This is a genomic window from Flavobacterium rhamnosi, assembly GCF_048286515.1.
GTDB lineage: Bacteria > Bacteroidota > Bacteroidia > Flavobacteriales > Flavobacteriaceae > Flavobacterium.
Genome location: NZ_JBLVPS010000004.1, coordinates 114,240 through 139,403, shown reverse-complemented (window position 1 = coordinate 139,403; position 25,164 = coordinate 114,240). Strand labels below are relative to the sequence as shown.

The 25,164-nt window shown below is 33.2% G+C and carries 31 protein-coding genes; 17 read left to right on the top strand and 14 right to left on the bottom strand.

What is annotated here, in order from left to right; translation table 11 throughout:
* The 4 genes from ACNQGN_RS04955 to tsaB all read left to right on the top strand — a co-directional run bounded on the left by ACNQGN_RS04955 (window position 1) and on the right by tsaB (window position 4,861).
* Window positions 1-1,116 carry an efflux RND transporter periplasmic adaptor subunit gene (locus ACNQGN_RS04955; RefSeq protein ID WP_417986742.1) on the top strand — a complete coding sequence of 372 codons (1,116 nt, stop codon included), beginning with the start codon at window positions 1-3 and terminating at the stop codon, window positions 1,114-1,116.
* Window positions 1,117-1,197: 81 nt separating this feature from the next.
* Window positions 1,198-2,571, top strand: coding sequence for a TolC family protein (locus ACNQGN_RS04950; RefSeq protein WP_417986741.1), 1,374 nt, complete (start codon window positions 1,198-1,200; stop codon window positions 2,569-2,571).
* A gap of 6 nt (window positions 2,572-2,577) precedes the next feature.
* Window positions 2,578-3,873, top strand: coding sequence for an efflux RND transporter periplasmic adaptor subunit (locus tag ACNQGN_RS04945; RefSeq protein WP_417986740.1), 1,296 nt, complete (start codon window positions 2,578-2,580; stop codon window positions 3,871-3,873).
* A gap of 319 nt (window positions 3,874-4,192) precedes the next feature.
* Complete coding sequence (gene tsaB, locus ACNQGN_RS04940) at window positions 4,193-4,861, top strand: tRNA (adenosine(37)-N6)-threonylcarbamoyltransferase complex dimerization subunit type 1 TsaB (RefSeq protein WP_417986739.1); 669 nt, start codon at window positions 4,193-4,195, stop codon at window positions 4,859-4,861.
* 9 nt (window positions 4,862-4,870) lie between these two features.
* On the opposite strand, the gene ACNQGN_RS04935 is transcribed toward tsaB, so the two are convergent.
* The 5 genes from ACNQGN_RS04935 to ACNQGN_RS04915 form a co-directional block, all read right to left on the bottom strand.
* The gene (locus ACNQGN_RS04935) at window positions 4,871-5,698 is read right to left on the bottom strand and encodes a mechanosensitive ion channel family protein (RefSeq protein ID WP_417986738.1); all 828 of its coding nucleotides are present in this window, start codon (window positions 5,696-5,698) and stop codon (window positions 4,871-4,873) included.
* 82 nt (window positions 5,699-5,780) lie between these two features.
* Window positions 5,781-6,377, bottom strand: coding sequence for a hypothetical protein (locus tag ACNQGN_RS04930; RefSeq protein WP_417986737.1), 597 nt, complete (start codon window positions 6,375-6,377; stop codon window positions 5,781-5,783).
* A 184-nt stretch (window positions 6,378-6,561) separates the two neighbouring features.
* Complete coding sequence (locus tag ACNQGN_RS04925) at window positions 6,562-6,729, bottom strand: hypothetical protein (RefSeq protein ID WP_417986736.1); 168 nt, start codon at window positions 6,727-6,729, stop codon at window positions 6,562-6,564.
* Window positions 6,730-6,914: 185 nt separating this feature from the next.
* Complete coding sequence (locus ACNQGN_RS04920; protein ID WP_417986735.1) at window positions 6,915-7,115, bottom strand: dodecin family protein; 201 nt, start codon at window positions 7,113-7,115, stop codon at window positions 6,915-6,917.
* Window positions 7,116-7,241: 126 nt separating this feature from the next.
* Entirely contained in the window at window positions 7,242-8,141 is a 900-nt protein-coding gene (locus tag ACNQGN_RS04915) for a NifU family protein (RefSeq protein WP_417986734.1), read from the bottom strand.
* 153 nt (window positions 8,142-8,294) lie between these two features.
* Between ACNQGN_RS04915 and ACNQGN_RS04910 the strand changes: the two genes are divergently transcribed.
* Window positions 8,295-9,293 (top strand): PorP/SprF family type IX secretion system membrane protein, encoded by a 999-nt coding sequence (locus tag ACNQGN_RS04910; RefSeq protein WP_417986733.1) that lies wholly within the window; start codon window positions 8,295-8,297, stop codon window positions 9,291-9,293.
* Window positions 9,294-9,305: 12 nt separating this feature from the next.
* Window positions 9,306-9,821, top strand: a complete 516-nt coding sequence (locus tag ACNQGN_RS04905; protein ID WP_417986732.1) for a gamma carbonic anhydrase family protein — start codon at window positions 9,306-9,308, stop codon at window positions 9,819-9,821.
* Window positions 9,822-9,836: 15 nt separating this feature from the next.
* On the opposite strand, the gene ACNQGN_RS04900 is transcribed toward ACNQGN_RS04905, so the two are convergent.
* Window positions 9,837-10,337, bottom strand: a complete 501-nt coding sequence (locus ACNQGN_RS04900) for a LytR/AlgR family response regulator transcription factor (protein WP_417986731.1) — start codon at window positions 10,335-10,337, stop codon at window positions 9,837-9,839.
* A gap of 48 nt (window positions 10,338-10,385) precedes the next feature.
* Here ACNQGN_RS04900 and ACNQGN_RS04895 point away from each other — a divergent pair, with 48 nt between their 5' ends.
* The 4 genes from ACNQGN_RS04895 (at window position 10,386) to ACNQGN_RS04880 (ending at window position 12,015) form a co-directional block, all read left to right on the top strand.
* Window positions 10,386-10,781, top strand: coding sequence for a hypothetical protein (locus ACNQGN_RS04895; RefSeq protein ID WP_417986730.1), 396 nt, complete (start codon window positions 10,386-10,388; stop codon window positions 10,779-10,781).
* Window positions 10,782-10,970: a hypothetical protein gene (locus ACNQGN_RS04890; RefSeq protein ID WP_417986729.1), complete on the top strand. Its 189-nt coding sequence runs from the start codon at window positions 10,782-10,784 to the stop codon at window positions 10,968-10,970.
* Between the two features lie 166 nt (window positions 10,971-11,136).
* The gene (locus tag ACNQGN_RS04885; RefSeq protein ID WP_417986728.1) at window positions 11,137-11,625 is read left to right on the top strand and encodes a hypothetical protein; all 489 of its coding nucleotides are present in this window, start codon (window positions 11,137-11,139) and stop codon (window positions 11,623-11,625) included.
* Window positions 11,626-11,652: 27 nt separating this feature from the next.
* Window positions 11,653-12,015: a hypothetical protein gene (locus ACNQGN_RS04880; RefSeq protein ID WP_417986727.1), complete on the top strand. Its 363-nt coding sequence runs from the start codon at window positions 11,653-11,655 to the stop codon at window positions 12,013-12,015.
* Window position 12,016: 1 nt separating this feature from the next.
* On the opposite strand, the gene murI is transcribed toward ACNQGN_RS04880, so the two are convergent.
* From murI to ACNQGN_RS04840, 8 genes are all read right to left on the bottom strand, one after another.
* On the bottom strand, window positions 12,017-12,793 hold the full coding sequence (gene murI / locus ACNQGN_RS04875) for a glutamate racemase (protein ID WP_417986726.1): 777 nt from the start codon (window positions 12,791-12,793) through the stop codon (window positions 12,017-12,019).
* A gap of 111 nt (window positions 12,794-12,904) precedes the next feature.
* Entirely contained in the window at window positions 12,905-13,405 is a 501-nt protein-coding gene (locus ACNQGN_RS04870; protein WP_416852014.1) for an OmpH/Skp family outer membrane protein, read from the bottom strand.
* Window positions 13,406-13,425: 20 nt separating this feature from the next.
* Window positions 13,426-14,445, bottom strand: coding sequence for an OmpH/Skp family outer membrane protein (locus ACNQGN_RS04865; protein WP_417986725.1), 1,020 nt, complete (start codon window positions 14,443-14,445; stop codon window positions 13,426-13,428).
* Between the two features lie 37 nt (window positions 14,446-14,482).
* Complete coding sequence (locus tag ACNQGN_RS04860; RefSeq protein ID WP_417986724.1) at window positions 14,483-17,227, bottom strand: BamA/OMP85 family outer membrane protein; 2,745 nt, start codon at window positions 17,225-17,227, stop codon at window positions 14,483-14,485.
* Window positions 17,160-17,900 (bottom strand): isoprenyl transferase, encoded by a 741-nt coding sequence (locus ACNQGN_RS04855; protein WP_417986848.1) that lies wholly within the window; start codon window positions 17,898-17,900, stop codon window positions 17,160-17,162. Before ACNQGN_RS04855 ends, ACNQGN_RS04860 begins: the two co-directional genes overlap by 68 nt.
* A gap of 4 nt (window positions 17,901-17,904) precedes the next feature.
* Window positions 17,905-18,588 carry a type IX secretion system protein PorG gene (gene porG, locus ACNQGN_RS04850; protein ID WP_417986723.1) on the bottom strand — a complete coding sequence of 228 codons (684 nt, stop codon included), beginning with the start codon at window positions 18,586-18,588 and terminating at the stop codon, window positions 17,905-17,907.
* 155 nt (window positions 18,589-18,743) lie between these two features.
* Window positions 18,744-19,628, bottom strand: coding sequence for an NAD kinase (locus ACNQGN_RS04845; protein ID WP_417986722.1), 885 nt, complete (start codon window positions 19,626-19,628; stop codon window positions 18,744-18,746).
* Between the two features lie 97 nt (window positions 19,629-19,725).
* Window positions 19,726-20,385: a CBS domain-containing protein gene (locus tag ACNQGN_RS04840; protein WP_417986721.1), complete on the bottom strand. Its 660-nt coding sequence runs from the start codon at window positions 20,383-20,385 to the stop codon at window positions 19,726-19,728.
* 112 nt (window positions 20,386-20,497) lie between these two features.
* On the opposite strand from ACNQGN_RS04840, the gene ACNQGN_RS04835 reads away from it, so the two are divergent.
* The 7 genes from ACNQGN_RS04835 (at window position 20,498) to ACNQGN_RS04805 (ending at window position 25,082) form a co-directional block, all read left to right on the top strand.
* Window positions 20,498-21,211: a pyridoxine 5'-phosphate synthase gene (locus tag ACNQGN_RS04835; protein ID WP_417986720.1), complete on the top strand. Its 714-nt coding sequence runs from the start codon at window positions 20,498-20,500 to the stop codon at window positions 21,209-21,211.
* 119 nt (window positions 21,212-21,330) lie between these two features.
* Window positions 21,331-22,089, top strand: a complete 759-nt coding sequence (locus ACNQGN_RS04830; protein ID WP_417986719.1) for an alpha/beta fold hydrolase — start codon at window positions 21,331-21,333, stop codon at window positions 22,087-22,089.
* A gap of 53 nt (window positions 22,090-22,142) precedes the next feature.
* Window positions 22,143-22,487, top strand: coding sequence for a phage holin family protein (locus tag ACNQGN_RS04825; protein WP_417986718.1), 345 nt, complete (start codon window positions 22,143-22,145; stop codon window positions 22,485-22,487).
* A 134-nt stretch (window positions 22,488-22,621) separates the two neighbouring features.
* Entirely contained in the window at window positions 22,622-22,945 is a 324-nt protein-coding gene (locus tag ACNQGN_RS04820; protein ID WP_417986717.1) for a hypothetical protein, read from the top strand.
* 148 nt (window positions 22,946-23,093) lie between these two features.
* Complete coding sequence (locus ACNQGN_RS04815) at window positions 23,094-23,960, top strand: DUF3347 domain-containing protein (RefSeq protein ID WP_417986716.1); 867 nt, start codon at window positions 23,094-23,096, stop codon at window positions 23,958-23,960.
* 128 nt (window positions 23,961-24,088) lie between these two features.
* Window positions 24,089-24,364, top strand: a complete 276-nt coding sequence (locus ACNQGN_RS04810; RefSeq protein ID WP_417986715.1) for a heavy metal-binding domain-containing protein — start codon at window positions 24,089-24,091, stop codon at window positions 24,362-24,364.
* A gap of 157 nt (window positions 24,365-24,521) precedes the next feature.
* A complete protein-coding gene (locus tag ACNQGN_RS04805) occupies window positions 24,522-25,082 on the top strand; it encodes a helix-turn-helix domain-containing protein (protein WP_417986714.1) in 561 nt (186 codons plus the stop codon).
* The last annotated feature ends 82 nt before the right edge of the window (window positions 25,083-25,164 follow it).

Below are 25,164 nucleotides of genomic sequence, written 5' to 3'. Positions count from 1 at the left end.
ATGAAAAAAGGAGTAACCATAACTGTTTTAATTACTATAGCACTAGTTTTCTTTGGTGCGCTGTATTATTTGTATGCCAAAAATCAGGAATCTCCAATTGTTTTTGAAACTGATAAGGCAGAAATAAAAACAATTGTTAAGAATACTATTGCAACAGGTAACATAGTCCCGGATGAAGAAGTGCTTATCAAACCTAATATTTCCGGAATCATCGAGCAGGTTTATATCAAAGCGGGCGAAACAATCAAAGCAGGTGATTTGATTGCTAAAATCAAAGTCGTTGCTAACGTTTCTAATTTGAGTAATTCCCAAAATCAAGTGCAAACGACTAAAATTGATTTAGATAATCAGGAAAAATTATATCAAAGACAGAAAACACTATTTGATAAAGGGGTAATTTCTGCCAATGATTTTGATGCGGCACAATTGGCTTACAAACAAGCCAAACAAAATTATAATGCCTCAAAACAAAATCTTGATATTGTGAAAACAGGAACGACTTCAGGACTTGGGAATTACGCGAATACTTTAATTCGGTCTACCGTAAACGGGATGGTTTTGGATGTTCCGGTAAAAGTTGGGAATCAGGTTATTGAAAGTAATAATTTCAATGAAGGGACAACAATAGCAAGTGTTGCCGATGTAGGGCGTATGATATTTGTTGGAAAAATCGATGAATCGGAAGTCGGTAAAATAAAAGAAAAGTTACCGATTGAAATTACTGTTGGCGCTATTGAGAATACCAAATTTGACGCAGTTTTACAATATATCGCACCAAAAGGAAAAACAGAGAATGGAGCGATTCAATTTGAAATTAAAGCTTCATTAACCAATAGAGATGATACTTTTATTAGGGCAGGACTGAGTGCAAATGCCTCTATTATTTTGGAAAAAGCAACTAAAGTTTTGGCTGTAAAAGAATCATTAATTCAGTTTGATAAAAAAACAGAAAAGCCATATGTTGAAGTAGAAACCACAACTCAAAAATTTGCAAGAAGGAATTTAGTTTTGGGTGTAAGCGATGGAATTTATGTAGAGGTGAAAAGCGGAATTAAAGTGTCAGATAAAATAAAAGTATGGAATCAAGGATTGAAAAACGAAGAGCCAAAACAATAAAGGGCCACTGAAAAAGAATTTTAGTTTTAAAAAAAATGTTAAATTTGTGTAGTACCTTTGCTACACTTTCATTCTAAGTATATGAAAAAAAATAGTTGTATCAGTATGGTTTTTATCGTACTATTTGGATTGTCCGTTCAGGCACAATCTAAAAAATGGACTTTAGAAGAATGCATAAAATATGGCATACAAAATAATATCTCTATCAAACAAACCGAATTAGATTCTAAAACGGCTGCTATTGATAAAAAAGATGCCAAAGGAAATTTTCTTCCTTCCCTGAATGCTAATGCTTCTCATTCTTGGAATATTGGTTTGAATCAGGATATTACTACAGGGCTTTTGCGAAATCAAACAACACAATTTACCTCTGCAGGTGCAAATGTAGGAGTTGATATATATAAAGGATTGCAAAATCAAAATACCCTTCGCAAAGCTAATCTTTTGATTGTTGCTGCGAAATATCAGTTGCTAAAAATGCAGGAGGATGTTGCGCTGAATATAGCTAATGCTTTTTTACAAGTGCTTTTTAATAAGGAAAATCTAAAAGTGCAAAAAGAGCAATTGGCCATTAATGAAAAACAATATAGCCGTTCTGAAGAATTAGTTAAAGCAGGGTCGATTCCTCGAGGAGATTTATTAGACATAAAAGCCACGGTAGCTTCAAACAACCAAAATGTTATAGCTGCTGATAATGCCTTGTTGATTTCTAAATTGAGTCTGGCTCAATTATTACAATTAAAGGATTTTGAGAATTTTGACGTGGCTGATGATACTAATGTTAAAGATGAAAATAACATTATGGCACAGACTCCGACTTCCATTTATGACAAGGCTAAGGAGGGTAGGACAGAATTAAAAATAGCCAAAACGAATTTGGAAATTGCAGAGAAAAATGTAGCTATAGCGAAAGGCGCTTTTCAGCCGACTCTTCAGGGGTTCTACAATTTTAACAGTCGTGTATCATATGCAGACGTTCCACAATTTGACCCTGTAACGGGTACTATAACCGGAACTCAAAAACCGGATCCTTTTTGGACTCAATTTAGTGACAATAAAGGGCAATCTTTTGGGGCCCAATTATCAATTCCCATCTTTAATGGATTTTCGGCCAGAAACAATGTAGAGCGTTCTAAAGTGAGTTTAGAAAAATCAAAAATCGCCTTGGAACAACAGGACTTGGATTTACAAAGAAATGTATATACTGCATTTACTGATGCTAAAGGGGCACTAAACGCGCACGAATCTTCAATAGTAGCATTAGAGTCAAGACAGGAGGCTTATAATTATGCCAAGGAAAAATACGATGTGGGTTTGATGAACTCTTTTGATTTTAATCAATCACAAACCTTACTTACTAATGCACAATCGGAGGTTCTTAGAACGAAGTACGATTATATTTTTAAAATCAAAATTTTAGAGTTCTATTTTGGAATTCCAATTATTAAAAACTAGTTTATTATGTCAAAAAAAACAATTTATATATTAATTGGTAGTGCAGTAGTGATTATTGCATTATTGATAGTCCTTTCAAAAAAAGGAATTATAGGGAACAAAGATAAAGGAAAGGAAATAGAAATAGCCCAAGTTGATGCAACTACAATTGTTGAAACAGTTTCAGCTACGGGAAAAATTCAGCCTGAGATTGAAGTGAAAATATCATCAGAAGTTTCGGGAGAGATTATCTCTTTGAACGTAAAAGAAGGACAGGTTGTAAAGAAAGGGGATTTGTTGGTTAAAATAAACCCTGATTTATATACTTCAGGTTACAATCGTTCTGTTTCTAATTTATCAGGAACAAAAGCAGGTTTGAGTCAGGCGGATGCTTCCTTCAAAGAAGCTAGGTCTAGTTACGACAGAAATAAGACCTTATTTGAAAAAGGAATTATTTCCAGATCCGATTGGGATAAGGCGATTGCCTCTTTTGAAGTGGCAAAAGCAGCTAAACAGACCGCTTACTTTAATGTTCAAAGTGCTTCGGCAACTGTAAATGAAGCTAAGGATAATCTGGGAAGAACAACTATTTATGCGCCTGCCGACGGAACAATTTCAGTGCTTAACGTGGAGCTTGGAGAGCGTGTATTGGGAACGCAACAAATGGCTGGAACTGAAATACTAAGAGTTGCCAACCTCAATAATATGGAAGTCGAAGTTGATGTAAATGAAAATGATATTGTAAAAATAAAAGTGGGTGACGAAGCAAAAGTTGAAGTTGACGCTTACTTAAAAAAGCAGTTTCAAGGAATTGTTACGAGTATTTCCAATTCCGCGAGTTCTGCTTTGACGGCCGATCAAGTAACTAATTTTAAAGTAAAAGTAAGAATACTTAAAGAATCTTATCAGGATCTATTAGAAGGGAATCCAGCTTCTTATTCGCCGTTCAGGCCAGGAATGACAGCAACGGTTGATATTATTACCAAAACAAAAACTAATGTACTGGCTGTGCCGATAAGTTCAGTAGTTGTAAAATCGGATACTGCGGCGGTTAAGGAAATAAAAGTAGAAGATCCTCAATCTGATGAGAAAAAAACTGCACCAAAGAGTGATAAAAAATTAGAATGTGTGTTTGTAAAAGTGGGTGACAAAGCTAAAATTAGAATTATTAAAACTGGAATTCAGGATGACACCAATATCGAAGTTTTGTCTGGACTTAAAAAAGGAGATGTAGTCATTACAGGGCCTTATACTACGGTATCAAAAGAACTGAACTCTGGAGATAAAGTGACACTAAAAACGGATAAGGACGCTAAGAAGTAAGCAGGTTTTAGATTTTAGAAGAGTTTAAATTAATGGAATAGTACTAGCCGAATAAAAGATAAAATTTTAAATATAATTTTTGAAATTATTGCAGGCTTAATAATATATTTGCGTCTGCCTTTAATTGGTTTATTTTGTGTTTTAAGAATTAAAAAAAATCATTCTTGAAGGAATTAAAAACCAGTCAATATTTGAAATATTCTTGTGCATGGAGAATTGTTGCTCGTGGTGTTAAATTCGTTTTTGAAAAGCTCTGAATTGACTTCACTTGTAACTTTGTTTTTTGCTTGATTGAAAAAACTATAAATTTTAAACTATTTTGCCTTACATACTTAACATTGAAACTGCCACCAAAAACTGTTCTATTGCTCTTGCAAAAGATGGTGAAACTATTTTATGCAAAGAAATTGCTGAAGAAGGTTATTCTCACGCGGAACGATTACACGTTTTTATTGAAGAAATTATACGAGAAGCAGGAATTACGTTCAAGGATTTAGCTGCTATAGCTGTAGGTCAAGGCCCTGGGTCTTATACTGGTTTGCGAATTGGAGTTTCTGCCGCAAAAGGGCTGTCTTATGCTCTAGATGTACCTCTGATTGCAATTGACACATTAAAAACATTAGCTTCTCAGGTAGCTGTTTCCAGCGGATTGATTATTCCAATGCTTGATGCCAGAAGAATGGAAGTGTATAGTGCTATTTTTAGTCCCAATTTTGAAAATAAGAGAGCGACTCTGGCCGAAATTATTACCGAAAATTCATTTGAAGATTTTCAGGAAACACTTTATTTTGTAGGCGATTGTGCAGAAAAGTGTAAAACGGTTTTAACTAAAGAAAATTTTATTTTTTTAGACGAAATAAAATTTCCTTCAGCAAAGGAAATGAGTTTATTAAGTTTTGAGAAGTTCAAAATAAGCGATACGGTTGATGTTGCTTATTTTGAACCCTATTATCTGAAAGATTTTATGATTACTACCTCAAAAAAATAAGATATTTAATTAAAGATTAGCTTTAGATGATTCTCTTACATAAGGTTGGATGACAATTCCGGCGGTATCAAATGCCAACTTACAGCTTTCTAAAGTCTCAGAGAAAACAATACCGAAATCTTCATTATTGGCCCATGGTCTAATTGCAAGTTGGATGGCAGTATCAGTCAGATTTTTTACCGAAACTTCCGCACTAGGGGTTTTAAGTATTTTTGGATTGTTGTTTAGCACTGTAATGATAATATCTTTTGCTTTTTTAATATCGGTGTCGTACGAAATCGCGATTGTTAAATCAGCTCTTCTAAATCCTTGTAAGGAGTAATTGGTAATAGTTCCATTTGAGAGCGATCCATTTGGAACAAAAATAGTTTGATTGTTAGCCGTAATTAATTTGGTTACAAATATTTGTATTTCACTTACTGTTCCAATAACGCCTTGTGCCTCAATTGTATGGCCGACTTTAAAGGGTTTGAACATTATTATAAGCATACCTCCTGCAAAATTAGATAAAGAACCTTGCAGCGATAAACCTACGGCAAGTCCCATTGCACCAAGTATGGCAACAAAAGAAGATGTTTCTATTCCTAGTTTTGAGATGAATGATACAAACAATAATATTCGCAAAGCCCAAAGCAATATGTCAGCAAGAAATTTAGTTAATGTTGGGTCCAAATCCCTTTTGATCATTATTTTTCTAATGAATCTATTGGTGAGTCGAATGATGTATAGTCCACCAAATAGAATAAGAAATGCAGAAATTAATTTTGGAGAGTAATCAATTAGCGCTTTTAGAAAGGTACTTGCGTAATTTGTAAGTTGATTCGGGTCTAAGTTCATTTTTTAAGTAATAAAAAACCCTCTCAAAAAGAGAGGGTTAATTGTGAAGTGCAAAAATATAAATAAATTATTTTTATACCAATTAATCGGCGTCTTCTTCCATTCTATTTATGTTTTTTTTGGCAATTTCATCCGCTTCTGCATCAATATCTTTTGCCAATTCATTTGTTTTGTCAGCGACAGTTTCAGCAGCTTCTGAAGCTACTGCTTTAGTTTCATTTGCTATATCTTCAACTTTGTCTGCAGTTACTTCAGCTTTTTTTTCTAAGGTTTCTATAGTGTCCGAAGTTACTGCTTTGGTTTCGGTTGCTATTTCTTCAACTTTATCTGCTGTTACATCAGCTTTTTCTTTTGCAGTCTCGACTGCATTTCCTACAACATTGTCTGCAGTTTCCTTAGCTTGACCAGTAAAGTCTTCTACTTTCGCTATAAGTGGCGCTGCTGTTTCCTTTACTTTTTCAAATGTTTCTTCTGCAAAAGTTTCTGCTTTTTCTAGATATGGTGTTGCTGTTTCTTTTACTTTCTCAAATGTTTCTTCTGCAAAATTTTCCGCTTTTTCAATATAAGGTGCTGCAGTTTCTTTTGCTTTTTCAAAAGTCGTTTCCGTTTTGTCTGCTAATTCGCTGGCTGTTTCTTTGGCTGAGCCAAACAAATTTTTTAAAAATGAAGATAGTCCCATGTTATTTATATTTGATTAGTCTTACAATATTAAGCAATTTTTTCTAGGATTCCCTTATTAAATCATTAATAATTTGCTGAAAATCAGTGTTTGGCGCTAAGCATGTTTGGCCTTAGAAACATAAAATAATGTTTTATCATTTTTACATCATGAGCCAAAAACGGAAGGGTTATGTTTTGTGGGTTCAGACCAAAGCAATATTGGCGATAAAAAGACTATTGATTTTGGTGCAATACTCTAAAGCTAATGCGCTGCTGATAGTCAATTCGTGTTTTGTTTCGAATAGTTCAGAGCCACATCCAATCAGTAAATACTGATGGTAATCGATATCGGAAATTATAGGATATAACATTACCTGACAAATTATTTCGTACTTAGAATTATTGAAGTAATAGCCAATTTGTCAAAGCCTGATGATAAAGTAAATCTATTTTTGACGCCATTTTTGGTGGAAAAAATGTAGTGTAGTGCTGGAAATAACTCTTAAATAAAAAAGCGTCTCAGATGAAACGCTTAATTTAATTTGTTTAAATTAATCTATTCGAGTTCGAAAGTTAATTTTAGTGTTACTCTGTATTCTGTAAGTTCTCCTCCACTTACAGATGCACTATGGTCTTTAACGTATACAGATCGTATATGTTTTACAGATTTAGCCGCCTTAGCAACTCCTTTTCGAGCTGCATCTTCCCAACTAATATCTGAGTTGGAAAGTATTTCAATTACTTTTAATACTGACATAATTTCTATTTGTTAAGTGAATTATAAATATACCTATTTTATTTAAATTTTAATTTAAAAAGAAAGTATATTTTAATGCAAATAGAAGATTTTCAATTAGTTGTGATTTTAATATCAGATCCGAATTTATGCGTTTATGGCTTCCACTTTGATGTTTTCGTCATTCAGCATACTTTTTAGCATGTTTTCGATACCACTTTTTAAAGTGAATGTTGAGGACGGGCAACCGCTACAAGCACCTTGTAAAATTACTTTTACGGTTTTGTCGTTTTCATTGTAAGAATCGAATGCAATATTCCCCCCATCAGCTTGCACGGCTGGTTTTACATATTCCTCTAATATATTTATGATTTGTTGTGACGTGACATCAAGATTATCAAATTCTTTTGCTTTGTTATTCTCTTCAGCAGCTACAGTTTCAATAAAATTTTCATCTAATACTGTCCCTCCGTTTTCAATATATTGCTTGATGAAACTTCTTATTTCTAAAGTTATTTCCTGCCAGTCATTGATTTCATATTTGGTTACGGAGATATAGTTTTCATCAATGAAAACTTCTTTTACGTAAGGAAATTTGAAGAGTTCTTTTGCCAAAGGTGAAGCGCCAGTCTGATCAATATTTTTGAATTCAATAGCATTTTTAGTCAACATTTTGCTCACCACAAATTTCAAAGCAGCTGGATTTGGAGTTGTTTCTCCATAAACCGTAATAGGCTGTTTTTTAATTTTGTTTTCATCTGTGGTTACGATTGTTCCGCCTTCGTTTACAAATTTTTCTATTTGTTCTGCCACTGCATCTTTTACATCTTCCCATTCCACAATGCTATATTTTTCGATAGCAATGAAGTTTCCCGAGATATAAACTGTTTTTACAAATGGTAAATAAAACAATTTTTGTGCGAGGGGAGAAGATTTTGCCTCATCTATGTTTTTGAATTCAAAACTCTCATTTTGAGTAATGAAATCTGGAAATTCAAATTTTAATATGGTAGGGTTTTGTGTTTCTTTTATACTAACTTTTATCATGATCTTTGTAAATTTTTACAAATTTAGTAAAGTTATTTTCCACGAATAGCTATATTTGAATATTAATAAAATAAATTAACAAATATTTAGTTATTAACTAAGTATTTGGGCAATTCATTGATTTAGCAATCTTCTTTATATAATAGTATTTCTATGTATAACAAAATTAAATTTTTTGCGGTCCTGTTTTTTGTATACCAATATTCTTTTTCACAAGAAGGTGTTGCAGTTTATTCTGATTACCTGTCTGATAATTATTATTTGATTCATCCATCAATGGCTGGGGCTGCAAATTGTGCAAAAATTAGACTTACAGCGCGCAAACAATGGTTTAGTCAAGAAGATGCACCTGAACTTCAGACGTTAAGTTTTAATGGAAGAGTGGGGGAGAAAGCTGGAGCGGGAATCATTCTTTTTAATGATAAAAATGGGTACCATTCTCAAAAAGGGATAAAAGCTACCTATGCCTATCATCTAATGTTTTCTAGAGATGAAATTGATTTGAATCAATTGTCTTTTGGTATCAGTGCCGGATTAATTCAAAGTCAGTTAGACGAAACAGCGTTTTTACAGTCTGGCGATTTTGATCCTATTGTTGATGGAACGATTGTGCAAAAAGATTCTTATTTCAATTTTGATATCGGAGCATCTTATAATTATTTAGATTTTTATGTTCATGGAACGGTTAAAAATGCCATTGAAACCAGAAGAGATATTTACACTGAATACGAAAGTGATAATTTGAGAAAATATTTATTGAGTGCAGGTTATGTTTTTGGAAATACAGATAAAATACTATGGGAACCGTCGGTTTTATTTCAGCTTGTAGACAAGACTAAAGAAAAATCAATTGACTTAAATATTAAAGCATATAAAAGTATGGATTTCGGAAAGCTTTGGGCAGGTTTGTCGTATCGTAGAAGTTTAGATGGAGCTGAATACACCGATGGAGCTGGGATTTCTAAACAAAAACTTCAATATATTACTCCTATAGTTGGAGTCAATTTCAATAATTTCATGTTTGCCTATACGTATTCAAATGTTTCGGGTCCCGTAAAATTTGATAATGGAGGATTCCATCAAATTACTTTGGGAATCAATTTATTTTGCAAGGCTGAAAAATATGAATGTTACTGTCCAGCAATCAATTAATTTACTTTATCCATGTTGATTAAATCTGTTAACGGAAAAACACCTTCAATACCTGAGGATTGTTATGTGGCCGAGAATGCCACTATTGTAGGTGAGGTTACCTTTGGGTCTTCTTGTAGTGTTTGGTTTAATGCTGTAATTAGGGGTGATGTGAATTTCATCAAAATAGGCAATAAAGTGAACATTCAGGATGGTGCAATAATTCATTGTACGTATAAAAAACATCCGACAATTATAGGGAATAATGTTTCGATTGGCCATAATGCTATTGTGCATGGTTGTACGATTCATGACAATGTGCTGATAGGAATGGGAGCGATTGTGATGGATAATTGTGTCATCGAAAACAATTCTATTATTGCAGCCGGAGCTGTTGTTACTCAAAATACAATCGTTGCTTCAGGATCGATTTGGGCTGGTGTTCCTGCCAAAAAGGTAAAAGACATTGATCAATCTGACTTTGCAGGTGAAATCGAGCGCATTTCGAATAATTATGTAATGTATTCCAGTTGGTTTAAAGAGGAGTAGGTTTTTAATGCATCATTATAAATTGATCTTTGCAAAGAACGAGTTCTTGTAGCTTTCACTAATCGGGATTCTTTTTTCGGCAATTATTACTTTGTTTTTCTGGATTGATTTCACATGTTTTATATTGATGATATAGGACCTGTGAATTCGCGAAAATCCTTTGGTAGAAAGTAAATTCTCCAGTTTTATAAGACTAATTAATGTTAGAATATACTTGTTGTCAGTGGTGTATATTTTGACATAATCTTTCAATCCTTCGATAAATAAAATGTCTGAAAAGTTTAATTTCACATTTTCATATTCAGCTCTTACAAACATGAAATCTTGTTCGATTTCAGGAGTGGAAATCAAATTATTATTTGCTGGCAGCTTTTGCGGATTGAAAATTTGTTGCGCTCTTAGAACCGATTTTAAGAACCGATGAAATGGAATAGGTTTCACCAAATAATCAACTGCGCCAAGATTAAAACCTTCAACGGCATAATTGGAATAGGCTGTTGTAAGGCTTTTATTCAATCAGGAACAGGAATAGCTTGCAGACTAGATTTTCCTAACATAAAACAATTGAAATATCTCGCTGAAAAAGGCGTAATTGTAGATGCCGAATTAATCATAAAGCCTGCAAATAATAGCTATTCAGCTGCTTATCCTTTAGTTGATTCGTTACGGGTTTTTGTTGGAGATAAATTAAATAGAACAAAAGGCACACTAAATACAATAGCAGGAAAGCCTCTTTATGCGGTTCTGAATACTACAAGCGTTGAATTCAATGAGAACATCGGATATAAAATTTCGATAGGTGCTTTTTTGCAAAGTGAAATGTTAAAAGAATCGGATTCTAAATCTTCATTAATTCTCACGTTGCCAAGTATTTCCAAAGCCGTCGATAGATTGGTTTTAGGTGATCAGAAAAATACCAACAATAAAATTCAATTGAAAATTCACTATATTTCTTATTAGATGAAAAATAAAATTGCAATCATAGGCCTGTTATGTTTTATGACAACAGCTTCATTTTCACAAAGTATTTCCAGTTCTCCCTATTCGCTGTATGGTTTAGGAAGTATGTATGATTCTGATTTTGGTTCCATTCCTTCTATAGGTTCTCAGGAATCGCTTTGCCTTCGAATCGATTTATCAATAATCTAAATCCCGCATCTTTAGGATTCATGTACCAAAATCATTTTCTATTTGATGTGGGAGGAAAGGCTATTCTATCGATTATGAAAATAATTCGAAAAAAGAAAATCGGAATAACATTCAGTTTTCTCATATTGCTTTAGCTTTTCCGGTAACAGTAAAGTCAGCTTTTAGTTTGGCGCTTAAGCCCTATTCGAATACAACTTTTAAAATCTCTAATTTAGCATTGCCAATTCAGGATAGCCAGGGATACTATACTTTGAATGCAACTGGAACGGGGGGATTAAATGATTTTGATATTTCCTATGGTTATAGAATTGGTAAAAAATTAGCATTAGGAATCGCTACCACGGTTCTTTTTGGAAATACTACAGATGAAAGAGATTATAGTATTTCTAATTCAATAACCAACAGTACTAAAAAAACAAATTACAGTGGAGTCAGGGCATCTCTGGGGGCTCAGTTTAAAGTTGATTCTACGTTCACATTGGGGATGAATTTAAAATCACCAACAAAAGTGAATGCTACTAGAGTGCAATCTGTAACTACAGTAAATAATTCAGGAACTGTCACTATTGAGTCGGAGCTTGAATCGGATACGGATGATTATTATATGCCGTTGGAAATAGGGGTGGGTTTAAGTAAACTTTTTAGGAATAACTAAAATCTAACGCTTGATTATGGGAAAGGTTTGTGGAATAACACAAATCAATCTGATTTGTATGGGAATTTTGTCAACCAGGATAAATTTTCATTTGGTTTTTCTTATAGCAAGTCTAAAAATATACGAACGTACTATGATAGAATTCAATATTCGACAGGATTGAATTACGATACGGGTTACCTCGAGGTTGATAATAAAAAAATCAATTCTGTGTCAATTTCCCTTGGTGTTTCACTTCCTATCGAAAATACATTTTCAGCTTTGAATATTAGCTATTCTTATGGGCAAAAAGGAAGAGCCACCAATGGGCTTATCAAAGAAAATTATCATAAATTATCTCTTAATTTATGTTTAGATGGAATTTGGTTTGTCAAGAGAAAGTTTGAATAGGTTAAAAATCAATTTTTTCAACAGTATATTTATACTCTAAAATTTCTGTCAAAACCTTTGGATTGGTATTGGTGTAGAAAATGGGATTGCTTTTTTCGGCGGAGGTAAAGCCTATTTTTTCGCGTAATAATTTTTGGGTTTGTTTCGCTACTGCTTCACCAGAATCTATGATTTGAATATGTTCTGGAAGTATTTTTTTTATTTGAGGAATCAGATAGGGATAGTGGCTACATCCTAATACTAAATAATCAATGTTAGCTTCAATCATAGGAGTTAGATAGGAATGAAGCAGTTTTGTCATTTCTGGGGAATTGATAGCGCCATTCTCAATTAGTTGAACTAAACCATGGCCTACTTGTTCAATTATTTTTGTGTCTTGGTACATTTCAGTAGTCTTATTAAAAAGCTCACTGTTTAAAGTGCCTTGTGTGGCAAGAATTCCTATGATTTGTGTTTTAGAATGCGTCGCTGCGGGTTTTATTGCAGGCTCAATACCAATGAAAGGAACGTTATACTTTTCGCGTAATTCTCGAATAGCATTTGTAGTGGCGGTATTGCAAGCTACTACAATTAGTTTGCAGTTCATATTAAGCAGAAAATCGGTATTTTTAATACTTAAAGCAACAATCTCTTCTTTCGATTTTTGGCCATAGGGGGCATTTTTACTATCGGCTAAATAGATCGTTTTTTCATTAGGGAGTAAGTCATGAATGGCCTTCCAAATCGAAGTGCCTCCAATACCTGAGTCAAAAATTCCTATTGGTTGATTGTTATTCATAAAAACAAAGTTAGGTGCTAGGGTTTAAATTTCCTAAAATTTATTTTAACAAAAAAAAACTGCTCGACACCAAATTTTGGGGGAGCAGTTCTTTAACTATTAGAGCGGTTTTTAGAAACCTAAATCTTTTTTTACGTCAGCAGTCAAGTTTGGACCATCTGCAAGTAATAGTGTAGAACCATCTAGCACATATTGAAACCCTTTTGCTTTACCAACTTTTTGGATAGAAGTTCTTACTTTTTCCATTAAAGGTTTTACAATGTCAGATTCTTTTTGTTGTAATTCTTTTTGAGCATTATCTCTAAAATCAACAATTCTTTTTTGCATATCTTGAACTTCTTTAGAACGTTCTCCATTTACAGCTTCAGTTACTGTTGCAGATTCAGCTTCATATTTTTTTAATTTTGCTTGGTATTCTTCAACCATTTTTTTGTAATCAGCATCATAAGTCCCACTCAATTTCTCCAATTGTTTTTGAGCGTCTAACATTGCTGGCATTTTTGACATAATTTCACTCACATCAACATGAGCGGTTTTTGCTTGTGCATTAATAGTTTGGTTTACACCAAAGAAAAGTATTCCAGCAATTAGTAAAGTTTTGATTTGTTTCATCGTTTTTAAAATATTTAGTATTAATTTTTGTTTGTATTTTCTTTTAATTTATCGGCTGCAGCTTTTTTAATGGCCGCTCTTTCTTCCAGTATTTTTTTTCTTTTTTCTTCTAAAGCTTTTTTACGGTCTTCGAGTACTTTTTTACGGTCCTCTAAGATTTTTGATCTTTCGTCAGCTTGTTTCTGTTTCGTTTCTTCAAAAACTTTTTGTGAATCTACTTTGGTTGAATCATCAACAATTTTTGTTTTTAGATCCTCTGTCTTAGCAGAGGCAGAAACCGTGCCAGTTTTTTTTGCTTCTCTTTCGGATAGAAGTTGTTTTCTTCTTTCGTCAAATTGTTTTTTCTTTTCTTCCTGGATTAATTTTCGGTCAGCTATGATTTTGTCTCTTGCTGCTTTTTTTTCATCCAATGCTTTTTGTCTGTCAGCCAAAACCGGATTTTCGTCCATGGCATCCTCTTTACTTTCCTTAGCTTCTTCTTCTTTAAGCTGCTTCTTGGTTAATTGCTCTCTCTTTTCAGTTCGATTTAACACACGTAAAACCTGATCGCTGATGTCAAATCTTTTTGCTGCAAAAAGCATTGTCAAGTCAGATGATTTGTCAAAAATGAAATCATATTTTTTTGCTTCTGCAATATCTTGTATCGCAGTAAAAACCTGATCTTGTATCGGCTTTGCCAGTACTGATTTTTGTAGCATCAAATCGCCGTTTGCCCCGAATCTTTTCTGTTGGTAATCCAAGTTTTCATTTTCAAGGAACTTAATTTCTGTTTCTCTTTCATCGATAAGCTCTTTTGTCAACAAAGCTTGTTCCGCCTTTAAGGCACTTTTCAGCTTGTCAATTTCATTTTTTTTAACTTCGATCTCTTGCTTCCATTTTTGAGCTTTTTGCTCTAATTGATTCTTGGCTTCTGTATAATCTTGTACATTCTGAAGAATATACTCCATGTCAATATAACCTACTTTGGTTCCCCTGGTTTGAGCTATAACTGTATTTGCAGCTATCAGGGCTAAAAATATAAATAAAAATTGTTTTCTCATAACTTCAAAGTATTAGAAAAATTTTTAACTAATTTTTTTAAAATTGTTGTCCAATGATGAAATGGGTTTCCCATCCATTTGCTTTCGTTGTTCCAGGTAAAGCATCAAAACCATATCCAAAATCTATTCCCAATAATCCAAACGCTGGCATAAATACTCGTAGACCAGCTCCTGCAGAACGACTTAATGCAAAAGGGTTATAGCTCTTGAAATTAGCATATGATGAACCTGCTTCTAAAAATGTTAATGCATAAATAGATGCCGATGATTTTAATGTTATAGGATAACGCATTTCTAATGAAAATTTATTATAAACCGTTGCTCCAATTTGTTCGCCAGCACTGTTTACCGGCGTCAATGAATTGTTTGGATATCCTCTTAATTGAATAGTTTCTCTACCATCCATCGAATAGTTAGCTAATCCATCACCCCCTACATAGAATCTTTCAAATGGTACAGCACCTCTTTCTTGGTTGTATGCTCCAAGGAACCCAAATTCAGTTAGCGTTCGCAGTACTAATTTACCATAAATTTTTGTGTACCAGTCTGCTTTGAACTTAATTTTATAATATTCTAACCAATTAAATTTCTTTTGATCCACTTTTGCAGGGTCTGCAGCAGCATCTTGATAATTAGTAACTTTGTTTGGAGTAAGATTCGTTGTGCTAGGAATAGACTCAACATAATCTCCATCATTTACTTGTATTCCGTTTGAACCTGTATAAGTTGTACCAGCATACTTGTATTTGTATTCTTGTTGATCACCTAATGTTGCATAATCAACACCATTTATCAATGAATAAGGAGGTGTAAGTTTTGCTGAAATACTAAATTCTGATCCATAAGTAGGGAAAATTGGATTTACCCCTTTGTTACTTCTGGTTAATCCTACGGTATAAGCTAAGTTTCTAGACGTTCCATTTCCAAATGTAAATAATCCCGTGTTGTAGTTTTGCAAATCATAATGTTGGTAACTTATTGATTGTGATAAAACGAAGAAATCGTCCGGCACGGTTAATCTCTTAGCCAGGCCAACAGATAAAGTCATGATATTAAAACTTTTAGTTTTATCTACTCTTTGCGTAATGTAGTTATTTAAAAACTGTTTACTATACGATAGCGATGTACTAAATTGAACTGGTTTTTTTCCTCCGAACCAAGGTTCTGAGAATGACATACTATAGGTTTGAAAGTAAGTGCTTCCTTGTAATCGTAAGGAAACTTTTTGTCCATCACCCATCGGTAATGGCTTGTATGACTCTTTATTGAAAATATTTCTCGCTGAAAAGTTGTTAAATGACAGACCTAAAGTACCAATAAAGCCGCCTCCGCCATAACCACCTTGTAGCTCTATTTGACTTGATCCTTTTTCAACAAGATTGTATTCTATATCAACAGTTCCAGCTCCAGAATCTACATTTTTGAATTTTGGATCAATTGCCTCAGGATCAAAAAATCCTAATTGTCCAATCTCACGAATAGTTCTAACCAGTTCTTCTTTGCTGTATTTTTCTCCCGGTTTAGTTCTGAGTTCTCTATAAATAACGCGGTCATTTGTTTTATCATTTCCTACGACCGTAATCTTATTGAAATATGCCAAAGGACCTTCAGTAACTCTTATTTCAAAATCGATCGTATCGTTTGCTGTTTTTACCTCAACTGCATTTATATTAGAAAATAAATACCCACTATTTTGATATAAATTGGTAATGTCCTCACCATCCGGTTTGGATTTATCTGCGATTCTTTTCTCTAGAAGTACACCGTTATATGTTTCTCCTTTTTTAACACTTAATATTCTGCTCAAAAATTGATCTGAGTAAACGGTGTTTCCTAAAAATTTAATATTTCCAAAGTAATATTTATTTCCCTCTTCTACATTTATTTTAATAGATAATGCATTTTTATTTTTATCAAAAGTAACGGAATCCGAAAGTATTCTTGCATCTCGGTATCCTTTTTCTTTATAAGCAGCGATTACTTTTTCTAAGTCGGTTTTATATTTTGCTTGTATAAATTTAGACGCTTTTAAGACACGAAGTGGATTTTTCTGTTTCGTATCTTTCATTGCTTTACGCAAAACCTTATCGGATAGTTTTGTATTGCCGACAAAATCAATCTCTTGAATTTTTACTTTTTCACCTTTGTCAATATTTACAAGCATATTTACTTGATTTACTGCAGCTGTGTCTTTAATGGTGTTTATGGTTACTTTAGTATTATAATAACCGTCTTTTTTGTATTTGTTTTCAATGTAATTTTTTGTCGTGGTAATTAAATTTTCGTTTACAATTTTATTTTTAGTAAGACTGTTATCTTTAATTAAAGCCTCAGTTTTGTTTTTCTTAACACCAACAAATTTGACTTCATTTAACTTGGGTAATTCCACTATGTTTAAGTCAAGATAAATGCTGTCGTTTTGGACTCTATTAACGTAAAATGAAATTTCATCAAAAAGGCCTAGTTTTCCAAGTTTTTTAATAGCACTACTTATTTCTTCACCCGGAATGGTTATTTCCTGTCCTTTTTGAAGTCCTGCAAAGGTTACTACGGTCTGAGAATTGAAACTTATTTTTCCAATAACCGCTACATCGGCTAGAATGTATTTTTTTCCTTGGTCAAAAGGAACTCTATCTTGAGCTTTAATTTGAGTAAAACTACCAAATATCAAAATTGTAAGGACTGTTTTTATGCTTTTATGTAACACTAAAAAATTATTTAATTTGTTCACTTGTTTTTCCAAATCTACGTTCTCTTTTTTGATAACTAATAATAGCCTCATATAAATCTTGTTCTTTAAAGTCTGGCCACAAGATGTCAGTAAAATACAATTCTGCATAGGCAATTTGCCATAGCAAGAAATTACTTATTCTATGTTCTCCACTGGTTCGTATTAATAAATCTACATCAGGTAAATTTTGCGTGTAAAGATGCTCATTTATAATTGAATCGTCAATAGTGTCTATTGAAATTATATTATTTTTAACTTTACTACAAATGTTTTTAACTGCGTTGACTAATTCTTCCCTAGAACCATAGCTTAATGCCAGTGTCAGTGTCATTTTAGTGTTGTCCTTTGTTTTGTTTATGACATCAAGAAGTTCTTTTTGCGCAGATTTTGGTAATTTTTCAAGATTACCGATGGCATTCAGTTTGATGTTGTTTTTTTGGAGTGTTATCAGTTCTTTTTTTAATGAATTGATTAATACTCTCATTAAAGTTTCCACCTCCAGTTTTGGTCTGTTCCAATTTTCAGTAGAGAAGGCATAGAGAGTAAGATATTCTATTCCTAATTTGGCACTGGCTTCAATTATTTTTTTAACTGATTTTGTGCCGCTTTCATGTCCTAAAGCTCTTAAAAGTCCTTTTTGCTTCGCCCAACGACCATTGCCATCCATTATAATGGCTAAATGTTGGGGTAAATTTGTTGCGTCTATTGTAGGTAGTAAATCCATTTCTTTATTCTGCACAGTAACAAGGTTTGTTTCCAAAGGTATAGGTAAGGGTTAATCCCGAAAAAACATACCAATCATTATTATTTAAATTTCCAAATCGTAACATTTCTAAATTTTTATTCTTGGGATTACTCCCATCCAGGTTATCCGTAAGTGTATATCGAGCTCCAACTTCTACCGCCAATATAAAACTGGGTGTAATGTTTGATTTTATCCCTAAATTAATTGGAATTGCAAAAGAGCCTGAACCCTTGTCTTTTCTAGTCTCGTCGGATAAAATATACAACTCGTCATATCTAAAATAGCTTATTCCGGAATATACATAAGGAGAGATTTTATTCCTCAACTCATGAAGATTAAAATCGAAAAAATTGAATTCAAGGCCTAAAGATACTTCTTTTATGCTATTTTCAAAACGATATCCTCTTTGGTTTCTCGCTCCTTCTTCAGAATCCAAATCGTTAGAAACAATTTTTGATTGCGCATACGAAAATCGGTAGGCATGTCTTGGACTTTTATTCCATTTATAAAGCAATCCCAAAGCAGGTTCGTTTGGCGAAATATAGGTCGTAGGTCCAACATCTCCAATATAGTTGCTACCTCCTGCAAAAATACCAACTTCATGAATTTGTGCATGAATTGCTAAAGATGGGAATAGGCATACCAAAAAAATAAAAACTTTGTTCATTTAGTTAAAATTGCGTGCAAATATAATAATTATCGATACGATTCAATGCCCATAGTGTTAATTGTCCTTTATTTTGAATAATTAACAGTACATGACGTTAGATAAATCCAAACGCGAAAAATAGATAGAATCGTATAGTATTTAACTAAAATGGTTTAATTCCTTTTGTCTTCACCCCAAAGTAATTTCGTGCGTAATGTTTTCAAAAATGTTTCTTCGGGGATTTCTACCATATTTATTTGAAATGGGGTTTTCTTTATGGTGAGTATAGATTCGTTTTTTACAGATGCAATTCTGGAATCTAAAGAAACTAAATATTGGTCCTCTCTGCCAGAAACTTTCAATCTAATTTCTGTTTCGTCTGGAACAACGAGTGGTCTGGCGTTTAGATTATGAGGTGCAATTGGGGTAATAACCAAACTTTTTACGTCGGGAGTTAAAATAGGTCCTCCACAACTCAAAGAGTAGCCGGTTGATCCTGTTGGAGTGGCGATAATCAAACCATCTGCCCAATAGGAATTTAAAAATTCATTATTTAAATACGTATCCACCGTTATCATAGAAGTGGTGTCTTTTCTGCTAACGGAAATTTCATTCATCGCAAAATTGATATCCTGTATCGATTCGTTTTCTGGGGAACAGGATAAACTCAATAATGTTCTTTTTGAAATAGTGTATTTTTTATCGATAACAAATTGCATGAATGCCGCAATATTTTCTTTTTGAACGGTAGCCAAAAAACCTAATCGACCTGCATTTATACCTAATATTGGTACACCTGAATCCCGAACTAGTGTAGCGGCTCTCAAAATAGTTCCGTCACCACCGATGCTTATCAGCATGTCAAAACTTTTATCTAATTCAGTATGGGATTCAAAAGTTTTATATTCTTTTCTTATAATTTGCTTTTCGTATAGAATTTTTAAAAAATTGGATTCAATAACCATCTCTACGTTATTGGAATTAAAAAAAACAAAAATATCTTTAATAATAGGTTCTGTGCTGTTTAAATAATATTGTCCGTATATGGCTACTTTCATCTTTCTGTTTAATCGTTTATTCACTGGTACGCTTTTTGAAAACTGTTACTCGTTTGTTTTTTTAATTAAACGAACCGACATATTCACAAATGAACTATTATATATTAAGGTATTTGTCTAAATAATCAGAACGTTCCTTTAAATTATTAATGTAATTGTCTTCTTGATGCTCGGATATAATTTCATAATTATACCTTCTGAACGTTTGTATTATTTCATTCATAGCTCCTAAACTTATTTTCATAGTTACGTGAACACTATCAACATCAGCTTCAGAAATGAATAAACCTAAAAGCTTTCCGTTATTGCTCTCTACGATTTGAGTAATCTGACTCATGGAGTAATCCAAAATTGGTTTTTTGACAACAATAATTCCACCCGGCTCTTTTAAAAATGGAGTCTCATGAAAAAATTTCATTATATCCTCTATTTCATAATAGCCAACATATTTATTGTTTTCATCTAATACAGGAACTAAATTGGTATGGTTTTTTGCGAAAATTTCTAAAACATCCAGCCAAATTGTATTTGTTCGGGTATAAAATCCTTCAAGTGTGTATCTATAATCAATTACTTTTTTATCGCTATCAAATGTTTCAATATCATCGGATACAATACTGCCAATATAAATTCCCTCTTCGACTACCGGAAAGTGTGAAAAGTGTAATTCATTGAAAAAGTCTTGAACAACCGCAATAGTTTCTTGGCTGTCAATCGCTTTAAAATCATTGGTAATATAGTTTGTAATTTCTGTCATAAATCAATCGGAAATATTTCATGCAAAATAATCAAAAATAAGCAAAAACTCCTACCTTTTACTTTGTATTTTTGCAGCAATAAATACTATCACATAATCAAAAAGTGTTCCAATGACAAAGTTAAGTGTAAACATCAATAAAATAGCTACTTTACGAAATGCTCGCGGTGGAAATGTTCCCGATTTATTAAAAGTGGCAACCGACATTCAAAAGTTTGGAGCGCAAGGTATAACGATTCATCCGCGTCCAGATGAGCGTCACATCAGGTATCAAGATGCCCGAGATTTGAAATCCATAGTTTATACTGAATATAATATAGAAGGAAATCCAGAGAAAACCTTTATTGATCTGGTTCTGGAAATAAAACCTACCCAAGTAACTTTAGTTCCTGATGCGATCGATGCTATCACCTCCAATGCAGGTTGGGATACCATAAAACATGCCGATTATCTGAAAGAGATTGTTATGGAATTTCAAAGAAATGGGATAAGAACCTCCATTTTTGTGGATCCAATTCTCGAGATGATTGAAGGAGCAAAAAATATTGGGACGGAAAGAATTGAATTGTATACTGAAGCGTATGCATATCAGTACAGTTTAGGGAATAAAAAAGGAATTGAACCTTATATGGAATCCGCAATTTTGGCCAATCAGATCGGATTAGAAATTAACGCAGGTCATGATTTGAGTTTGGATAATATTGAATATTTCAAGCAAAACATTCCGGGATTACTGGAAGTTTCCATAGGACATGCTTTAATTTCCGAAGCACTTTATCTGGGATTAGATAATGTAATCAATATGTATTTACAAAAATTAAAATAAAGAAATTTGGACGTAATCAGCTGAAAAACGGTCAAGACTATTTATGTGTTCGCAAAACTTCACTTTCGTTTTGTTCCATGTTTTTTACTGCCCCCCACGCGTTCCACAAACCCTATACTATGTTGTACTCAAAAATAGAAGGCTCAGGTAAATCACTTTTAATTCTTCACGGATTCCTTGGAATGTCTGACAATTGGAAAACATTAGGTGTTCAATTCGCTTCCGATTTTCAAGTTCATATTCTCGATTTACGAAACCATGGCCGAAGTTTACATTCTGAAGAATTCAGTTATGAACTCATGGTTCAGGATGTTTTCGAATATTGCCAGGTCCATAATTTAGAAAAAATAAATATCATCGGACATTCCATGGGCGGAAAAGTAGCCATGCTTCTGGCAGCAACGCATCCTGAATTAGTAGATAAATTGATTGTTGCGGATATCGGACCAAAATTTTATCCCCAACACCATCATGATATTTTGGCAGGATTGAATGCCGTTGATTTTTCAGTCAAACCAGCTAGAAACGATGTCGAGGAAATTATGGCAAAATATATCCCTGATTTTGGAACGAGGCAATTCCTTATGAAAAATTTATACTGGAAAGAACCAGGACAACTCGCCTTTCGATTTAATTTGGCGGTTTTCAACACAAAAATGGATGAAATAGGAGTCCCATTGTCGGAGAATTTGATATTCAGCAAGCCAACGCTATTTATACGCGGAGGAAATTCTAATTATATTCTCGACAGCGATTTCGAAAATATTCAACATCATTTTCCAAATTCAACGATCGAAACGATTCCTGATGTAGGGCATTGGCTTCATGCCGAAAACCCAGCCTCTTTTTATCAAAAAGTGAGTTCTTTTCTAAAATAAATTAAATGATTTTAAATTTTCACTACATTTATTAAAATTTTAAAACAAAATTTATGAATTTACTAATCAGAATTCTTATTACATCAGGTTTAGTATTGCTAATCGCTAATTTTATGCCGGGTGTTCATGTAGCTGGATTCACTACAGCATTAATTGTAGCTATTGTTCTTGGGTTACTTAATATATTCATTAAACCAATATTGGTAATACTAACATTACCGGTTACTATTATTACATTGGGATTGTTTTTGTTGGTCATAAACGCATTGATTATTTTATTGTGTACGAAAATTGTGGGAGGATTTAGTGTCGACACGTTTTGGACAGCATTATTTTTTAGTATAATATTGTCATTATTGCAATCCATAATGAATGGTATACTAGGAGAAGGAAAATAATCAATTGTTTTAACAAGTATTTGGGAGTGAATAAATTCGCCTTGACCGCTGATTTAATACCTTTGTGCTTAATTTTGGAATATACAATGTTAAAAAAGTTTTATATAGTATTATTAGTTATGTTTGGTTTCTTTATGACACCAAGCATAGCTTTTGCATGTAAAACTAAATCCGAGAAAGCGTGTTGTAAGAAAGAGGTTTCTTCAAAAACAGAGAAAGCTGATTGTTGCAACAAAGAAAAATCCTCTAAAAAGGAAAATCATGAGGGTTGCGGTGGAGCTTGTAAAGGTGTTTTCTGCGGCTGTCCTGCGCTTCATTTGGGTTTAGCTTTATTGTTTCACACTGATTTAAACAATAAAATCTTCCGTTTTTCTTCGCAAAAACAAAATTATTATTTTTCAGAAATTATTATTACTTCTGATTTCAGATCCGTTTGGCTTCCGCCTAAAATAAGCTAGATTCCTTTTTAGACAGCCATAAATGGGCTTAGTTCAAAGCGTTGTGCTTTAAATTCATTAAATTTATAGTCAAATTCAATTTTTAGCACTACATGCTGGTGCTTCTCTATTGGTTTTTGATTAATTCACTTCAAAATTATTTAAAACAATGAACTCTATAAAACAAATAATGATGGCGATTACAGTGCTGCTTTCAATCACGGTAAACGCTGCACAAATTAAAAATGCCAAAACCGAAACGGTAAAAATTTACGGGAATTGCGGGATGTGCAAAACAACTATCGAGAAAGCCGGGAACTTGAAAAGTGTGGCTAAAGTAGATTGGAGTAAAGATACTCAATTGGCGATTCTGACCTATGATTCGCAAAAAACGAATCAAGAGGAAATACTAAAACGGATTGCCTTGGCGGGTTATGACAGCAGTAGTTTTCTGGCTCCAGAAGCGGCTTATAATACTCTTCCGGGATGCTGTCAATACGAAAGAGAAGCTATAGTTGCTGTTGCAAAACCTAAAAAGGAACCTATGAAAAACCATGGGACTCACAGCAATAATTCAGAAACTCTAAAACAAGAACTAACAACTAATAATCAATTGAAACCGGTTTTTGATAATTATTTTTTGTTGAAGGATGCCTTAGTGAAAACAGATGGTAAAGTGGCTTCTTCAGTAGCAAAAGACTTGCTAGCTTCAATAAATGCGGTTAAAATGGACGAGCTATCGCCTGAAGTTCATATGGTTTGGATGAAAGTCATGAAAGATTTGATTACTGGAACTAAAAGTATTTTTGAAACACAAGACATTAAAAAACAAAGAACTCTTTTTATGTCTTTATCAAAAAAAATGCATGATTTGATAAAAGTCGCTAAGTATGAAACACCTGTTTTTTACCAGTTCTGTCCGATGGCAAATGATGGTAAAGGGGCCAATTGGTTAAGCAAAGACCCCGCTATTAAAAATCCGTATTATGGTTCTCAAATGTTGAGTTGCGGCAAAACAGTCGAAATTATTAAGTAGTTCATTTTGGATTACTTATAGGAGTAAAATAAATAATGTTTAGAATCATCTAATACCATTGGATTGTGTTCTATGGTGTTCTCTTGTTGAAAAAGCTAATGACTTCAAAATGTATTAAATAAATTAAAATGAAAAAATCTATTTTTTTAGGCCTGTTAATGGTTTTTGTATTGCTTTCCTGTACTGATAAAAATAAAGGAAAAGCAACTGATGAGACTCGTACGATGAATGATAGTTCAATAGTGGTGGATAGTGACACAACGACTATTGGAAAAAACTCAAGAATGAGGAATAATGCTAAAAAAAGGTATGCCTGTCCGATGCATCCGGAAGTTCAAGGTACTTTGAATGATAAATGCTCAAAATGCGGAATGAAGTTAACCGAACCTGTTCCCGAATCATAAAAAAAACGAATAAGTAAAAGCTTCTTTTTTGTATTTAAACCTAACCAACCTTGCTTACAGCAAGGTTGGTTATTATAATCAGTAAATTTATGAAACATACAGTTCTGTCGCAATTAATAGATGTTGAGAAAAGTGTATGCCAAAATAATTAAGTAAAATGAGAATCTTTATTAAAAATATGGTATGCAATCGATGTATTATGGTTGTAAAGTTCGAGTTGGAAAAATTGGGACTTACTCCAATTTCAGTTGAATTAGGCGAAGTTGAATTAGTAGAGGACTTCAAAGAAAAGCAGAAGGAAGATTTACAAATAAAATTACAATCGCTTGGTTTCGAATTGTTAGAGGATAAAACGACTATAATTATAGAAAGAATTAAATGCTTAATTGTCAATTTAGTTCATCATAAAGATGATGCACTGAAAACTAATTTATCAAACTATTTGTCGGAACAATTAGGACAGGATTACAGCACCCTGAGTAATTTATTTTCTGAAGTTCACGGAACGACTATTGAGTATTATTTTATTTCTCAAAAGATTGAAAAAGTAAAGGAATTATTAATGTACAAAGAATTAACTTTAAGTGAAATTGCAATTAAATTGCATTACAGTGATGTAGCACATTTGAGCAATCAGTTTAAAAAATTCACTGGCCTAACACCAACCCATTTTAAACAATTAAAAAAGAATAACAGATTGCGAATTGATGGGTTGTGAAAATTACAAATCATTTCCAAAATTCTACAAGAAGTAAAAATAAAGGTCACTTACCTTTGAATACCAGAGATGAATCTTTAGT

Bases quoted from the DNA above. Each gene is read 5' to 3' on its own strand.
- ACNQGN_RS04855 (WP_417986848.1), bottom strand. From the start codon at position 17,900: ATGGATTTACTACCTACAATAGACGCAACAAATTTACCCCAACATTTA.
- ACNQGN_RS04950 (WP_417986741.1), top strand. From the start codon at position 1,198: ATGAAAAAAAATAGTTGTATCAGTATGGTTTTTATCGTACTATTTGGA.
- ACNQGN_RS04840 (WP_417986721.1), bottom strand. From the start codon at position 20,385: ATGACAGAAATTACAAACTATATTACCAATGATTTTAAAGCGATTGAC.
- ACNQGN_RS04870 (WP_416852014.1), bottom strand. From the start codon at position 13,405: ATGAAACAAATCAAAACTTTACTAATTGCTGGAATACTTTTCTTTGGT.
- ACNQGN_RS04930 (WP_417986737.1), bottom strand. From the start codon at position 6,377: ATGGGACTATCTTCATTTTTAAAAAATTTGTTTGGCTCAGCCAAAGAA.
- ACNQGN_RS04815 (WP_417986716.1), top strand. From the start codon at position 23,094: ATGAACTCTATAAAACAAATAATGATGGCGATTACAGTGCTGCTTTCA.
- ACNQGN_RS04915 (WP_417986734.1), bottom strand. From the start codon at position 8,141: ATGATAAAAGTTAGTATAAAAGAAACACAAAACCCTACCATATTAAAA.
- murI (WP_417986726.1), bottom strand. From the start codon at position 12,793: ATGAATAACAATCAACCAATAGGAATTTTTGACTCAGGTATTGGAGGC.
- ACNQGN_RS04860 (WP_417986724.1), bottom strand. From the start codon at position 17,227: ATGAGGCTATTATTAGTTATCAAAAAAGAGAACGTAGATTTGGAAAAA.
- ACNQGN_RS04825 (WP_417986718.1), top strand. From the start codon at position 22,143: ATGAATTTACTAATCAGAATTCTTATTACATCAGGTTTAGTATTGCTA.
- ACNQGN_RS04865 (WP_417986725.1), bottom strand. From the start codon at position 14,445: ATGAGAAAACAATTTTTATTTATATTTTTAGCCCTGATAGCTGCAAAT.
- ACNQGN_RS04810 (WP_417986715.1), top strand. From the start codon at position 24,089: ATGAAAAAATCTATTTTTTTAGGCCTGTTAATGGTTTTTGTATTGCTT.
- ACNQGN_RS04955 (WP_417986742.1), top strand. From the start codon at position 1: ATGAAAAAAGGAGTAACCATAACTGTTTTAATTACTATAGCACTAGTT.
- ACNQGN_RS04845 (WP_417986722.1), bottom strand. From the start codon at position 19,628: ATGAAAGTAGCCATATACGGACAATATTATTTAAACAGCACAGAACCT.
- ACNQGN_RS04910 (WP_417986733.1), top strand. From the start codon at position 8,295: ATGTATAACAAAATTAAATTTTTTGCGGTCCTGTTTTTTGTATACCAA.
- ACNQGN_RS04820 (WP_417986717.1), top strand. From the start codon at position 22,622: ATGACACCAAGCATAGCTTTTGCATGTAAAACTAAATCCGAGAAAGCG.
- ACNQGN_RS04935 (WP_417986738.1), bottom strand. From the start codon at position 5,698: ATGAACTTAGACCCGAATCAACTTACAAATTACGCAAGTACCTTTCTA.
- porG (WP_417986723.1), bottom strand. From the start codon at position 18,588: ATGAACAAAGTTTTTATTTTTTTGGTATGCCTATTCCCATCTTTAGCA.
- ACNQGN_RS04805 (WP_417986714.1), top strand. From the start codon at position 24,522: ATGAGAATCTTTATTAAAAATATGGTATGCAATCGATGTATTATGGTT.
- ACNQGN_RS04835 (WP_417986720.1), top strand. From the start codon at position 20,498: ATGACAAAGTTAAGTGTAAACATCAATAAAATAGCTACTTTACGAAAT.
- ACNQGN_RS04830 (WP_417986719.1), top strand. From the start codon at position 21,331: ATGTTGTACTCAAAAATAGAAGGCTCAGGTAAATCACTTTTAATTCTT.
- ACNQGN_RS04905 (WP_417986732.1), top strand. From the start codon at position 9,306: ATGTTGATTAAATCTGTTAACGGAAAAACACCTTCAATACCTGAGGAT.
- ACNQGN_RS04925 (WP_417986736.1), bottom strand. From the start codon at position 6,729: ATGTTATATCCTATAATTTCCGATATCGATTACCATCAGTATTTACTG.
- ACNQGN_RS04920 (WP_417986735.1), bottom strand. From the start codon at position 7,115: ATGTCAGTATTAAAAGTAATTGAAATACTTTCCAACTCAGATATTAGT.
- ACNQGN_RS04945 (WP_417986740.1), top strand. From the start codon at position 2,578: ATGTCAAAAAAAACAATTTATATATTAATTGGTAGTGCAGTAGTGATT.
- ACNQGN_RS04890 (WP_417986729.1), top strand. From the start codon at position 10,782: ATGAAAAATAAAATTGCAATCATAGGCCTGTTATGTTTTATGACAACA.